Consider the following 12,901-nt stretch of genomic DNA (forward strand, 5'->3'; position numbering starts at 1 on the left):
GCCGCGGTACCGCACATGCGGTACCGCGGCCGAGGCCGTTCCCGGGGGCCGGGGCCTACGCGCCGCGCTCGGCCTCCTTGTCCAGTTGGAAGGCCTCGTTGCCGAGCCCGATGCGGGCGTGGACCTCGGGCGCGCGGGCGCGCAGGACCAGGCCCTGGACCAGGCCGGCGACGAGGGCCAGCCCGATGACGCCGGGCAGCAGTCGGCTCAGCACGGAGCCGGGTCCGGCGCCGACGAGCACGTCGAAGTCCTTGGCGGTGTACCCGGCGATCACGACCAGGGCGAGGCCCGCCAGCGCCGAGGTGACCAGCCGCCAGGCCTGGGCACCGGCGGCCCCGCGGCGGGCGAAGAAGACGATGACGGACAGCGAGGCGATCGCCATCAGCACGATCACGCCGAGGGCGCCGATGTTGCCGAACCAGGTGAACAGGTGCAGGACGGGGGCGGTCGGGTCGCCGGTTGGCTTGTCGTCGGTGAGCGCGAAGGCGAGGACGAGCACCACGGCGATGCCCGTCTGGAGCAGCGAACCGGTGCCGGGGGCGCCGCTGGTGCCGGTGGTGCGGCCGAAGGCGCCGGGCAGCAGGCCCTCGCGGCCCATGGCGAAGGCGTACCGGGCGACGACGTTGTGGAAGCTGAGCAGCGCGGCGAACATGCCGGTCACGAAGAGGACGTGCAGGACGTCCGTGAAGGTGCCGCCGAGCCGGGCCTCGGTCAGGTGGAAGAGCAGTCCCGCGCTCTGCTCCTGCGAGGTGGCGACGATGTCGGCGGGGCCGGTGGCCACGGTGAGCGCCCAGCTGCTGATCGCGAAGAAGACGGCGACGCCGGTGACCGCGAGGAACATCACGCGGGGCACCAGGACGTGCGGCCGACTGGTCTCCTCCGCGTAGACCGGGGCCTGCTCGAAGCCGAGGAAGGCGGCGATGCAGAAGCACAGGGCGGTGCCCACGCCGGCGCCGGTGAGGGTGTCCGGGTTGAAGGCGTGCAGTGACAGCCCTTCCTTGCCGGGGTCGGCGACGGCGGCGACGTCGAAGACGACGACCAGGAGCACCTCGATGACCAGCAGGACGCCGAGCACGCGCGCGTTGACGTCGATCTTCAGCCAGCCCAGCGCGCCGACGGCGACCGCGGCCGCGAGCGCCGGTATCCACCAGGCGACCTCCAAGTCGGCGTAGGTGGCGAAGAGCCCGGAGACCTCGAAGCCGAAGATGCCGTAGATGCCGACCTGGAGCGCGTTGTAGGCGACCAGGGCGACCATGGCGGCGCCCGCGCCGGCGGTGCCGCCGAGGCCGCGGGAGATGTACGCGTAGAAGGCGCCGGCGTTGTGGACGTGCCGGCTCATCTCGGCGTAGCCGAGGCTGAACAGCACCAGCACGGTGCCGAGGACCACGAAGAGCAGGGGCTGGCCGACGATGCCCATCACCGCGAATGTGGTGGGCATGACACCTGCGACCACCATGAGGGGGGCGGTCGCGGCGAGCACGGAGAGCAGCAGACCGCCCGTGCCGAGGCGGTCGGCGCGCAGGGCGCGCTCCTGCCCCTTGAAGGTGCTGATGCCGTCCGCTGCGGATCCGCTCGGGCTCGAACTGTCCGTGGTCATCGGGAGACCGTCCTTGGGTCGGGAGTGGTTGTCGGGCGTGACGCGGTGGGCTGGGTCGGCCGGATCGGGCTCGTGCGGGTTCATCCGGTGCCGAGGGCGGCGGCCCGTGCGGCGCGGAAGGCGGCGAGCGGGTCACGGTCGGGGTACGACCAGGGGGCCTGGGTGGCCTTGTCGCCGATGCGGTGGAACAGGGCGACGGCCTCGGCGCCCCGGCCCTCGCAGAGCTTGGCGTGGGCGAGGAAGTTCAGGTCGATCAGGCGGCGCGGATGGCCTTCGTGCTCCCACTCCAGCCACCAGTCGAAGGCGGCCTTCATCACCTGCCGGGCACGGCGGCCCACCCAGTGGCCGGAGGCGGCCGGGTCGGCGCGCTCCTGGCCGGCGGCGGCGAGTGCGCGGTAGCGCTCGGCGTGCGCGATGACCGGCAGCATCGCCAGGGGGGAGTCTGCGGGCGCCTGTTCGGCGGACCAGTTGGCGAAGTCGTAGACCTCGTGCAGCGGGTCCGGGCCCGTCTCCACCCGGCGTTCGGCGAGCCAGGCGACCACCAGGTGGTGGGCGTGGTGGTGGTCCGTGTACCGGGTGCGGACCTGTTCGAAGACCCGCACCACGTCGCCCTCGGCGCCCTGGGCGCACTCCAGCAGCAGCAGACCGAGCCACGGGGTGGGGTCGGCGGGTGACGCCGCGGCCGCCCGGTGGCAGGCCTCGCGCGCATGGGCCGTCTTCTCCTTGCCGCGCAGGGCGCGTCTCACCAGGGCCAGGGCGAGCAGGACCGACGCGTCCCCGGAGTCGGGCTCGGCGAGCAGCCAGTCGCGGACCCAGGCGGCAGTGGATGCCTCCCGGGCGAGCACGGTGATCCGGTGGCCGCGGCGGTCCCAGTCGTCCCCCGTACGGACGAGCAGCGAGCGGGCGTTCTGCCACCGGCCTTGCGCCAGCGCGGCCCGCGCGGCGACGAGTTCCTCGTCGTCGAGGGCCTCGTCGAAGGTCTGTGCCGCACGTCTGCGGGCACGGCCGAGGGGAGGCGGGGGTGGAGACACCGCGGACTTCCTCACGCGCTCTTCTTGTGGCTCGGCCCATGTCGGACGGTCGGTCGGTACGGCAGTGGTCGGCTGCCGATAGCCATGGGCCGATCACGGACAGCAAACCGGCAGCCAACAGTTGACGTCAAGGGCGCCCGAGTCATTACACGCGTCAACCAGCGTCACGGACAGGTCACTTGGGATCCGGCGGCCGGGTTCACGTCCGTCCGGCGTGACACAGCCGGCAGCTCCCGGAAGCCGTACCTGCCGCGGACGGCCGGTCCTGCTTGGATGGGACCCATGAGTGCCGCTGACGGACCCGCGCGTGCCGCCGACGAGATCCTCGACATCGTGGACGAGGACGACCGGGTGACCGGCCGGTCCCCGCGCGGTGAGGCCTACGCCCGGAAACTGCGGCACCGTTGCGCGTTCGTCCTGGCCAGGGACGCCGAGGGCCGGATCTTCGTGCACCGCCGCACCCCGACCAAGCTGGTCTTCCCCTCCTTGTACGACATGTTCGTCGGCGGGGTCGTGGGTGCCGGGGAGAGCTACGACGAGGCGGCCCTGCGCGAAGCCGAGGAGGAACTGGGCGTGTCCGGGCTGCCTCGCCCCGAGTACCTCTTCAAGTTCCTGTACGACGACGGCACCGGCCGGACCTGGTGGTCCGCGGTCTACGAGGTCCGCTGCGACCTGCCCGTACGGCCCCAGGCCGAGGAGGTGGCCTGGCACGCCTTCCTGACCGAGGCGGAGCTGGAGCGACGCCTGAGCGAGTGGACGTGGACACCGGACGGTCTGGCGGCGTACGAACGACTCAGGGCCACCCGGGCCCGGGGGCCGGAGCGTCCGGGCTAGTGCCCGGCGGGCCACGTTCGCCCGTCAAAAGCGGCGTCACGGGGGCGTCCCCTGCTCGAGCTCGTCGAGTGCCCGGGGGAGTCGGCGGGCGACGACAACGCGGCGGATGTGCGTACCGGACCCCGCGTCTGCGGCATGATCCGCCGGACAGGCTCTGGGTGCCGTCCGGTCAGGGCGTCCCGGTAGGGTCGCGGCGTGATCGACTTCGTACGGAACGTCCGGCTGTGGTTCGCGCCCGAGGACGTGCGGCAGGAGGGGGACACGCCCGACTACCGGTTCTCACTGGCGAACGAGCGCACGTTCCTGGCCTGGCTGCGCACCGCCCTCGCGCTGATCGGCGGCGGCTTCGCCGTGGACCAGTTCCTGCCGGACCTGCGCTGGGGCTGGCGGGTCGGGCTCGCGCTGGCACTGCTCGCCGCCGGGGTGCTGTGCGCCCTGCGCGCGGTCGATCACTGGGTGCGCTGCGAGCGGGCCATGCGGCGCGGCGAGGACCTGCCGGTGTCCCGGTTCCCGGTACTGCTGAGTCTCGCCGTCGCCGTCGTCGCCGTCGCGATGGTCGTCGTGGTGCTCGTCGGGTGGAAGGGGTGAGCGGGCCGCCCGGGGCCCGGGCGGCCCGGGACCCCGGGCTGCAGCCCGAGCGGACCCGGCTCGCGTGGCGGCGTACGACCCTCGCGTGCACCGTCGCGTCCGTGCTCGCGGTGCGCACGGCGCTGCACGGCGGGGTGTCGGCCGCCGGGGTGGTCCTGTGCGCGCTGTGCTGTGTCTGCTGGCTGGGGTTCCTCCTGGTCGCCCACCGCAGGATCCACGCCCTCGCGGCCACGGCCACCCCGGCCGCGCCCTCTCCCCGGCGTCTCACCGCGGCGGTGCTCTGCGCCGGGGCCCTGGCCGTGTGCGGGGCGGCCCTCGTCCTGCTGGACCGGACCTAGGCGCGCTGTCCGGGGAGGTCGGTGACGTGGCTCCCGGAAGGCCGCCTCACCGGTCCTCCGGCTCCCCGGCCACGGTGACCACGATCTTGCCCCTGGTCCGGCCCTCCTGGTTCAGCAGGTGGGCGTCCGCCGTGCGTTCCAGCGGGAACGTCTTCGAGACGTGCACGCGCACCGCACCCTGTTCCGCCAGTTCGGACAGGTGCCCGAGGTCCCGGGGGTCGGGGCGGACGAAGCAGTAGCGGCCCCCGTACTCCGCCACCGCGTTGTCGGCGATCGACGCGAGCCGGCCCTCGGGGGCCAGGAGGTCGGCCGAGGCCTTCAGGGTGTCGCCGCCGACCGTGTCGAACACCGCGTCCACGCTGTCGGGGGCGAGCTCCCGCACCCGCGCGGCGAGGCCCTCGCCGTAGGACACCGGTTCCCCGCCCAGCTCGCGGACGAAGTCGTGGTTGTGCTCGCTCGCCGTACCGATGACCCGGGCACCGAGGTGTGCGGCGAGCTGGACGGCGATGGAGCCGACGCCGCCGGCCGCGGCATGCACCAGGACGGTCTCGGCCCGTTTCACCTCGAGGGCCCTGTACAGCACCTGGTAGGCGGTGAGTCCGGCGAGGGGCAGTCCGGCGGCTTCCTCGAAGGACAGGTTGCGCGGCTTGCGCGCGAGGGTCCGTACCGGGGCGGCCACGTACTCGGCGAAGGTGCCGCGGGAGAGGAAGTCCTCACGCACATAGCCGATGACCTCGTCGCCGACGGCGAACTCGGGGACCGCGGCACCGGGCCGTACGACCACACCCGAGACGTCCCAGCCGGGGATCACCGGGAACACCGGGGCCAGGACCGGGTCGAGATAGCCCTCGCGGCACTTCCAGTCGACGGGGTTGACGGCCGCCGCCCGCACCTTCACGAGTACCGAGTCCGGGCCGACCCGGGGATCGGCGACCTCCCCGTACTCGAGCACCTCGGGGCCGCCGTATCGCGTATAACTGATCGCCTTCATGGGGTAGACCCTCCGGCGTCGCCTCCCGCCGCGCAAGCCGAACGGCCGAACGGGCGTGTCGTGTGCGCGTGCGGTGGACGGGGCGTGGCTCCGGTCACGTTTCGCTCACCCCCTGGACGACATACCGACCGGTCGGCATCATGTGTCGGGTACCGTCACCTGCCCGTAGGAGCGAGAATGAGCCCCGACCACCCGCCCGGACTGGATCTCGACCGGCTGAGCGCCCTGCTCGAGCGGGAGCGGCCCGGCCTGGTGAACGGCCCGCTCTCCGGCCGACTCATCGAGGGCGGCAGGTCGAACCTCACCTACGCGCTCTCCGACGGCACCGCGCAGTGGGTGGTACGGCGCCCGCCGCTCGGGCATGTGCTGGCCACCGCGCACGACATGAGGCGTGAGCACCGGGTGATCACCGCACTGCACCCGACCCCCGTGCCGGTGCCCCGCACCGAGCTGCTGTGCGAGGACGAGGAGGTGCTCGGGGCGCCCTTCTACGTCATGGAGTTCGTCGACGGCGTCCCGTACCGGACGGCGGACCAGTTGGTGCCGCTGGGGCCGGAGCGCACCCGTCGGGCCGTGCTCGGCCTGGTGGACACGCTCGTCGAACTGCACGCGGTGGACCCCGGCGAGGTGGGCCTGGCCGACTTCGGCCGCCCCGAGGGCTTCCTGGACCGGCAGCTGCGACGCTGGGGCAAGCAGCTGGACGCCTCCCGCGACCGGGAGCTGGCCGGCATCGACGAACTGCACGCCGCGCTGGGGCGGAAGCTGCCCCGCTCCCCCGCGCCGGCCGTGGTGCACGGCGACTACCGCCTCGACAACGTCCTGATCGGCGAGGACGACGAGATCAAGGCGATCCTCGACTGGGAGATGTCCACGCTCGGCGATCCGCTGACCGACCTCGGCCTGCTGGTGATGTACAGCATGCCGCTGGACGTGCCCGGCTCACCCGTCTCCACGACGGCCGAGGCGCCCGGACATCCGGCACCCGCCGAGCTGATCGAGCGGTACGCCGCCCGCTCGGGACGCGACGTCTCCGCGGTGTCCTGGTACACGGCGTTCGCCTGGTTCAAGCTCGCCGTGATCCTCGAGGGCATCCACTACCGCTACACGCTGGGCCAAACGGTCGGCCGCGGCTTCGACCGCATCGGCGATCTGGTCCCCGTCTTCATCGAGCACGGTCTGACCACTCTTCAGGAAGGCTGACGGGACATGGACTTCGCGTTCGACGCGCGCACCGAGGAGCTGCGCGCCAGGCTGCTCGCCTTCATGGACGAGTACGTCCACCCGGCCGAGCAGGTCGCCCACGAGCAGCGCGCCGGGCTGGCCTCGCCCTGGGACACCGTCCCCGTGGTGGAGGACCTCAAGGCCGAGGCCCGCCGGCAGGGGTTGTGGAACCTGTTCCTGCCCGACTCCACGTACGGCGCCGGCCTCACCAACCTCCAGTACGCCCCGCTCGCCGAGATCACGGGCCGCTCCCCGCAGCTGGCGCCCACCGCCACCAACTGCGCGGCGCCCGACACCGGGAACATGGAGGTGCTGGCCCAGTTCGGCGACGAGCAGCAGAAGAAGCAGTGGCTGGAGCCCCTGCTGGCGGGGGAGATCCGCTCGGCGTTCGCGATGACCGAGCCGGAGGTGGCCTCCTCGGACGCCACCAACATCACCACGCACATCGAGCGGGACGGCGACTCGTACGTCGTCACGGGCCGCAAGTGGTACATCTCCGGGGCGATGAACCCGGGCTGCCGGATCTTCATCGTGATGGGCAAGACCGACCCGGACGGGGCGGACATCCGCCGCCAGCAGTCGATGATCCTCGTGCCCCGCGACACGCCCGGCGTCACCGTCGAGCGCGCCATGCAGGTGTTCGGTTACGAGGACCACTCCCACGGCGGCCACGCCGAGGTGGTCTTCGACCACGCGCGCGTGCCGGTGGCGAACCTGATCGGTGAGGAGGGCGGCGGTTTCGCCATCGCCCAGGCGCGGCTCGGTCCCGGCCGGATCCACCACTGCATGCGGTTGATCGGCATGGCCGAGCGGGCGATCGAGCTGATGTGCCGACGGGCCGTGTCCCGTGACGCCTTCGGCAAGGCGCTGGCCCGGCAGGGCGTGGTGCAGAACTGGATCGCGGACGCGCGGGTCGCGGTCGAGCAGCTGCGGCTGCTGGTGCTGAAGACGGCCTGGATGATGGACACCGTGGGCAACCGGGGCGCCCACACCGAGATCCAGGCCATCAAGATCGCCACCCCGCGCACGGTCGTCGGCATCCTCGACCGGGCCATCCAGTTGTACGGGGCGGGCGGGGTCAGCCAGGACTTCCCGCTGGCCGAGCTGTACGCCGCCGCCCGCACGCTGATGATCGCCGACGGCCCGGACGAGGTGCACCAGCGGTCGCTGGCGCGACGGGAGCTGAAGAAGTACCTGTAGGCGGGAAACTCCGGCGGCTCAAGGGCGGAGTGCGCGCAGCAGCAGGTCGGCGAGGTGATCGGCGACCTGCTGCGGCGTGAGGGGCCCGTCGGGGCGGTACCAGGTCGACAGGTGGTGCACGGAGCCGAAGTGGTAGTCCACCACCAGGTCGGCCGGGGTCGCCGTGGAGAACACGCCCGCCGCCTGGCCCTCCTCGATCAGGGCGCGGAAGCGCTCGTGGTAGCGGCGGCGCTCGGCCCGTACCTGCTTGTTCTTCTCCGGGCTCAGATGGTGCATGGAGCGGAAGAAGATCGACGCGTCGTCCAGGTTCTCGATCGTCGTGACGACGACGTCGGCCGCGGCGCCGCGCAGGCGCTTCTCGATCGGCTCGTCGGCGCTCGCGTAGGAGTCCAGGCGTTCCTGCTGGAGGCGCAGCATGCGCGCGTAGACCTCGTGCAGCAGGTCGTCCTTGGAGCCGAAGTAGTGGTAGAGCGCGCCCTTGGTGACGCCCGCCGCCTCGACGATCTCCTGCACGGAGGTACGGTCGTAGCCCTGCTCGGCGAAGAGCCGGGTGGCGGCGGCCAGGAGCCGCTGCGGCACCGGGGGCCCGTCACCGTCCGTCGTCCTGGGCACTGCCGCCACCTGCCTTCCGTGTCGCTGTTCGTTGTCGCCGGCCGCTGCCGGTCGTCGTCACCACTGGTCGTCGCCGCTGGTGCCGCCGGCCGTCCCGGGTCGGGGAAAACGGTTCCCCGACGGGGATCTTCCCACTTGCCGTCTGCGGCGCGTCGGGCAGGATCTCCGGCCGCCGCGCGGGCTCACGTGCGGTCATGGCCGGTCATGACCGGCCGGGCGGCTCACCGGGTGGCCTCCCAGTGCCGCTGGATGCGGTTCATGCCGCCGAGCCAGCGCTCCGGGTCGGCGGCGCGGGCCTGGTAGTACTCGGCGACCTCGGGGTGCGGCAGGATCAGGAAGCGGTCCTCCTCGATGCCGCGGAACAGGGCGTCGGCCACGTCCTCGGGCTCGATCGCGGTCGGCTTGAGCACCAGGTCGCCCGCGCTGCCGCTGTCGGTGAGCATGTCGGTGCGCACACCCTGCGGGCAGATCGCGTGGACCCTCACACCGCGGTGGCGGTACGTCAGGGACAGCCATTCGGCGAAGGCGTAGGCGCCGTGCTTGGTGACGCTGTAGGGGGCGGTGCCGATCATGGTGAGCAGTCCGGCGGCGGAGACGGTGGAGACGAAACGGCCGCTGCCGCGTTCCAGCCAGTCGGGGAGCAGCGCGTGCGCCGCGCGGACGTGGGCCATGACGTTGACGTCCCAGGAGAGCGCCCAGCCCTGTTCGTCGAGCGGCCCGCCGGGCTCCCCGCCGTCACGGCCGACGCCGGCGTTGGCGCAGTAGACGTCGATCCTGCCGCCGAGCGCGTCCAGGGCCTCGGGGACGACGCAGGAGGCGTCGCCCGGGACCGCGATGCCGCCGATCTCCTCGGCGACGGCCTTGACGCGGCCGGCGTCCAGGTCGTTGACGACGACCCGGGCCCCCTGGCCCGCGAAGCGGCGGGCGAGTGCCGCCCCGATGCCGCCCCCGGCGCCCGTGACGACCACCTTCGCACCCTGCACGGTTTCCACCATCGGACTCCTTCGACGCGGCGGCCGGCCGCTTGCCCGGCCGGCTCTGCTTTCCGGCGGTTCCGGCGATCCCGACCCGGCCGCGGCGGTGACGCGCCGCGTTGCCGCCGTCACGCCGCTCGCATCACGTCAGACTAACCGGTCGGTATGCCGGGCGGAAGAAGAAGACGCAAACCGGCCAGGCCCGACTCGTTCCCCGGTGCGGTTCACGCGCGTTAACGTGCGTGGGCATGACACCCGCAGCGATCACGGAGGTCACAGTATGAAGCTGTCCAGACGGAGCCTGCTCGCCACCACCACAGCCACCCTCGCGGCCACCGCGGCCACCGCCGTCCCGGCGCACGCGGCCCCCGGACGGGCCCCTGCCGCGGGCCGGAGGCTGCGCACCGGCTTCGAGCAGCTCGCGGCGGACGGTTACGCGCTGCTCGAGGGCCGACGTGTCGGCGTGGTCACCAACCCGACGGGCATCACCCGGGACGTACGGCACATCGTCGACGTCATGCACGCCGACGACCGCGTGGACCTGACCGCCGTGTTCGGACCCGAGCACGGCTTCCGGGGCACCGCACAGGCGGGCGGCTCCGAGGGCCGCCACGACGACCCGGCGACCGGCCTGCCCGTCTACGACACGTACCTGAAGAGCGGCCGGCCCCTCGCCGACGTCTTCACCGCGTCCGGCGTCGACACGGTCGTCTTCGACATCCAGGACGTGGGCGCCCGCTTCTACACGTACATCTGGACGCTCTATGACTGCATGGAGGCGGCGCGGCTCGCGGGCAAGCGGTTCGTCGTCCTCGACCGGCCGAACCCGATGACCGGGCGGGCGGCGCTGGGGCCCGTGCTGCACCCGGAGTTCGCGACGTTCGTCGGGCGGCAGCCGATCTCCCAGGCGCACGGGATGACGGTGGCGGAGCTGGCGCGGTTGTTCAACGCGGAGTTCCTGGCCGATCCGGTACGGCTGGAGACGGTACGGATGTCGGGCTGGCGGCGGTCCGACTTCTACGACGCCTCGGGGCTGCCGTGGGTACCGCCCAGCCCCAACATGCCGACGCCCGAGACGGCCCTGGTGTACGCGGGGACGTGCCTCTTCGAGGGCACCAACCTGTCCGAGGGGCGCGGGACGACCCGGCCGTTCGAACTGCTGGGCGCGGAGGGGATCGACGGACGCTGGGCGGCCGAGGCGAACGGGCTCGGCCTGGCGGGTGTGCGGTTCCGTGAGGCGTACTTCGCGCCCACGTTCTCCAAGTTCCAGGGGAAGACCGTCGGGGGCGTCCAGCTCCATGTGCACGACCGTGACGCGTTCGATCCGGTCCGTACGGGAGTGGGACTGCTGGTCACCGCCAAGCGGGCGTGGAGCGGATTCGCCTGGCGTCCGGACAACTGGATCGACAAGCTGACCGGCTCCACGCGCGTGCGCACGATGATCGACGCGGGCGCGGACACGGACGAGGTCGTGGCCGACTGGCGGGACGAGCTGGCGGCGTTCCGGCGGACGCGCCAGGAGTATCTGCTGTACCGCTGACGCGTGCGTTCACCCGGCGAGCGGTCCGCCGGGCACGCGCCGTACGGCGGCAGCGACCACAGCGACCACAGCGACGGTGACAGGAACGGCGGCGGGTCAGGCAGCGGCCCGCCGCCGTCCGGCTTCCGCGTGCCGGTCGTCCATCTGCTCACCGAGCACCACCCGCAGGTCTTTCACCTCTGCCACCTGCGGTGATGCCGCCCCGGCCGCGTTCGCCGGGGACAGCGGGGTGATCAGGGAAGCGATCGGTGCGCATAACGCCGCGCTCTTCAGGAACCCGTGGAGGCCGCGGGGAGTTCTCAGACTGTCGAGGGGTGTGCGCGGCACGCCGCGGCACGGGGGCTCCTCCCGGCGGGGACCGGGCGGGGCGCCACCGCCGGCCTCTCCGCGAGGGAGGGTGAACACGCGTCACTTTCCGCTGCGGCGGCACTGGAGATGACCACGGGGGACCACAACTGAATCATCGGACACGGGAGTTGACCGGTGACTCACCACGACCGACCGATGGCCGGCCCGTGGCCGCCCCACGGGGGGCCATCGAAAAAAGATGGAGCCGATTCGCGTGTCGATACGTCTACTCGACGACGTCCGTTCGACGACGCCGAAGTGACCGATTACAGGTGCAGGTGTGACGGAGGTGCAGGATGATGGCCGGTTTCCGAAGTCTGGCGAGACAGGTCCGCGATCCACGGTGCGACCTGGCGCTGCGGCGCTATTCGCTGCGCAAGTGCCTTGAGCGATTCGCTCCGTACGGGCACAGGGCGACCTGGGACCATCTGTGCTCACGTGCCGGGTTCGACCCCGAGGACCGCTCCGTCGACCCAGCGCGGCTCGTGGCCGCACTGGACGAACTGGAGGAGGCCCGGGCGGTCTGGCAGTCCTACGAGGTCGAGTTCGCCGAGCGCCGCAGGAAGGAGAAGCACGACGGCCTGCGCAGGCCGGGCAGCGTGGACGACTGGCACCGGCTGACCTGGGGCGGTTTCGGTGTGGCCTGGTGCGACGACCCGCGCGTGCATCCGCGTGAGCCGCTGGCCGAGGTGCTGCGACGGCTGATCGCCGCGCTCGAACGAGCGCCGGGTTCGGCCTGCCCCGTGTGCCGGGGGGAACGGCTCATGTGGCGGTACGACCTGGATCACGAGCCGTCGACGGGACCGGTCTGCACGGACTGCGGAATCCTGGTGCCGCGCCCCGTCCTGACCGCCGAAGCACTGGCGGGCGCCAGGCGGTCGAAACTGCTGGTGTCGGCCTGAGGGGTGTGGGGGCGCGCCGGGGATGCCGCGCCCCCACTGTCACACGGGCCCTCGCCCGGGCGGGACCCGGCCTGCCCGGTTGCCCGGCCGCTTGTCGGCTGGGTTCTCGGAGTTCACGGGATTCACGGGATTCTCAGTGTTCTCGGGGTTCTCGGGGTTCTCGCGCAGCAGCCGGGAACCCGTCAGGCGTTCGCCGAAGACGTCGTCCGGGTTGGACAGGACGCAGGTGTCCAGCGAGAGGCAGCCGCAGCCGATGCAGTCGGTGAGGTGGTCGCGCAGCCGGTTGAGCTGCTTGATGCGCTCGTCCAGTTCGGCGCGCCAGGCCTCGGAGAGATGCGCCCAGTCGCCCCGGGTGGGAGTACGTTCCTGGGGAAGCTCGGCGAGTGCCCCGCGGATCGTCGCGAGTGGGATGCCGACGCGCTGGGCGGCCCGGATGAACGCGACCCGGCGGAGGGTGTCACGGCTGTAGCGGCGCTGGTTGCCCGCGGTGCGGCGACTGCTGATCAGGCCCTTCGACTCGTAGAAGTGCAGGGCCGACACGGCTGCGCCGCTGCGCATGGAGAGCTGGCCGACCGTGAGCTCGTGGATCTTCTCCGGAATCTGGGGCACCCCTCGAAGCCTACCCACCCCGCACGGTTCGGGTCCGTTGACAAGGGCCGCACGGCCGACCATGCTAAGCAGTCGCTTAGGCAGACGCGCGCGGGTGGGCGCGTGCGATCACGTGA

Annotated in this window: 14 protein-coding genes; 8 read left to right on the forward strand and 6 right to left on the reverse strand. The window is 72.2% G+C overall.

Features of this window, described 5'->3' with window-relative positions; genetic code table 11:
• Positions 1 to 55: 55 nt before the first annotated feature.
• Both AB0I73_RS18440 and AB0I73_RS18445 read right to left on the reverse strand, forming a co-directional pair.
• Entirely contained in the window at positions 56 to 1,597 is a 1,542-nt protein-coding gene (locus AB0I73_RS18440) for an APC family permease (RefSeq protein WP_363038560.1), read from the reverse strand.
• A gap of 80 nt (positions 1,598 to 1,677) precedes the next feature.
• Positions 1,678 to 2,628, reverse strand: coding sequence for a hypothetical protein (locus tag AB0I73_RS18445; RefSeq protein ID WP_363038562.1), 951 nt, complete (start codon positions 2,626 to 2,628; stop codon positions 1,678 to 1,680).
• Positions 2,629 to 2,910: 282 nt separating this feature from the next.
• Here AB0I73_RS18445 and AB0I73_RS18450 point away from each other — a divergent pair, with 282 nt between their 5' ends.
• The 3 genes from AB0I73_RS18450 to AB0I73_RS18460 all read left to right on the forward strand — a co-directional run bounded on the left by AB0I73_RS18450 (position 2,911) and on the right by AB0I73_RS18460 (position 4,388).
• Entirely contained in the window at positions 2,911 to 3,462 is a 552-nt protein-coding gene (locus AB0I73_RS18450) for an NUDIX domain-containing protein (protein ID WP_363038564.1), read from the forward strand.
• Positions 3,463 to 3,657: 195 nt separating this feature from the next.
• Complete coding sequence (locus tag AB0I73_RS18455) at positions 3,658 to 4,050, forward strand: DUF202 domain-containing protein (RefSeq protein ID WP_363038566.1); 393 nt, start codon at positions 3,658 to 3,660, stop codon at positions 4,048 to 4,050.
• The gene (locus tag AB0I73_RS18460; RefSeq protein WP_363038568.1) at positions 4,047 to 4,388 is read left to right on the forward strand and encodes a DUF202 domain-containing protein; all 342 of its coding nucleotides are present in this window, start codon (positions 4,047 to 4,049) and stop codon (positions 4,386 to 4,388) included. The genes AB0I73_RS18455 and AB0I73_RS18460 overlap by 4 nt, the downstream gene beginning before the upstream one ends.
• Before the next feature lie 46 nt (positions 4,389 to 4,434).
• Here AB0I73_RS18460 and AB0I73_RS18465 read toward each other — a convergent pair whose 3' ends face one another.
• Entirely contained in the window at positions 4,435 to 5,379 is a 945-nt protein-coding gene (locus tag AB0I73_RS18465; RefSeq protein ID WP_363038570.1) for an NADP-dependent oxidoreductase, read from the reverse strand.
• Positions 5,380 to 5,556: 177 nt separating this feature from the next.
• Between AB0I73_RS18465 and AB0I73_RS18470 the strand changes: the two genes are divergently transcribed.
• Together AB0I73_RS18470 and AB0I73_RS18475 are read left to right on the forward strand one after the other, a co-directional pair.
• Complete coding sequence (locus tag AB0I73_RS18470; RefSeq protein WP_363038572.1) at positions 5,557 to 6,579, forward strand: phosphotransferase family protein; 1,023 nt, start codon at positions 5,557 to 5,559, stop codon at positions 6,577 to 6,579.
• Positions 6,580 to 6,585: 6 nt separating this feature from the next.
• Positions 6,586 to 7,800 (forward strand): acyl-CoA dehydrogenase family protein, encoded by a 1,215-nt coding sequence (locus tag AB0I73_RS18475; RefSeq protein WP_363038574.1) that lies wholly within the window; start codon positions 6,586 to 6,588, stop codon positions 7,798 to 7,800.
• A gap of 18 nt (positions 7,801 to 7,818) precedes the next feature.
• On the opposite strand, the gene AB0I73_RS18480 is transcribed toward AB0I73_RS18475, so the two are convergent.
• The gene (locus tag AB0I73_RS18480) at positions 7,819 to 8,412 is read right to left on the reverse strand and encodes a TetR/AcrR family transcriptional regulator (protein WP_109380545.1); all 594 of its coding nucleotides are present in this window, start codon (positions 8,410 to 8,412) and stop codon (positions 7,819 to 7,821) included.
• 221 nt (positions 8,413 to 8,633) lie between these two features.
• Positions 8,634 to 9,407 (reverse strand): SDR family oxidoreductase, encoded by a 774-nt coding sequence (locus AB0I73_RS18485; protein WP_363038576.1) that lies wholly within the window; start codon positions 9,405 to 9,407, stop codon positions 8,634 to 8,636.
• 259 nt (positions 9,408 to 9,666) lie between these two features.
• On the opposite strand from AB0I73_RS18485, the gene AB0I73_RS18490 reads away from it, so the two are divergent.
• The 3 genes from AB0I73_RS18490 to AB0I73_RS18500 all read left to right on the forward strand — a co-directional run bounded on the left by AB0I73_RS18490 (position 9,667) and on the right by AB0I73_RS18500 (position 12,176).
• Entirely contained in the window at positions 9,667 to 10,926 is a 1,260-nt protein-coding gene (locus AB0I73_RS18490; protein ID WP_363038578.1) for a DUF1343 domain-containing protein, read from the forward strand.
• A 3-nt stretch (positions 10,927 to 10,929) separates the two neighbouring features.
• Positions 10,930 to 11,121 (forward strand): hypothetical protein, encoded by a 192-nt coding sequence (locus AB0I73_RS18495; protein WP_363038580.1) that lies wholly within the window; start codon positions 10,930 to 10,932, stop codon positions 11,119 to 11,121.
• 452 nt (positions 11,122 to 11,573) lie between these two features.
• A complete protein-coding gene (locus AB0I73_RS18500; RefSeq protein ID WP_363038582.1) occupies positions 11,574 to 12,176 on the forward strand; it encodes a hypothetical protein in 603 nt (200 codons plus the stop codon).
• Positions 12,177 to 12,215: 39 nt separating this feature from the next.
• Here the strand turns inward: AB0I73_RS18500 and soxR are convergent, their stop codons facing one another.
• Positions 12,216 to 12,785, reverse strand: a complete 570-nt coding sequence (gene soxR / locus AB0I73_RS18505; RefSeq protein ID WP_363038584.1) for a redox-sensitive transcriptional activator SoxR — start codon at positions 12,783 to 12,785, stop codon at positions 12,216 to 12,218.
• Positions 12,786 to 12,901 lie beyond the last annotated feature (116 nt).

The sequence above is a fragment of the Streptomyces sp. NPDC050388 genome, from assembly GCF_040655635.1.
Lineage (GTDB): Bacteria > Actinomycetota > Actinomycetes > Streptomycetales > Streptomycetaceae > Streptomyces.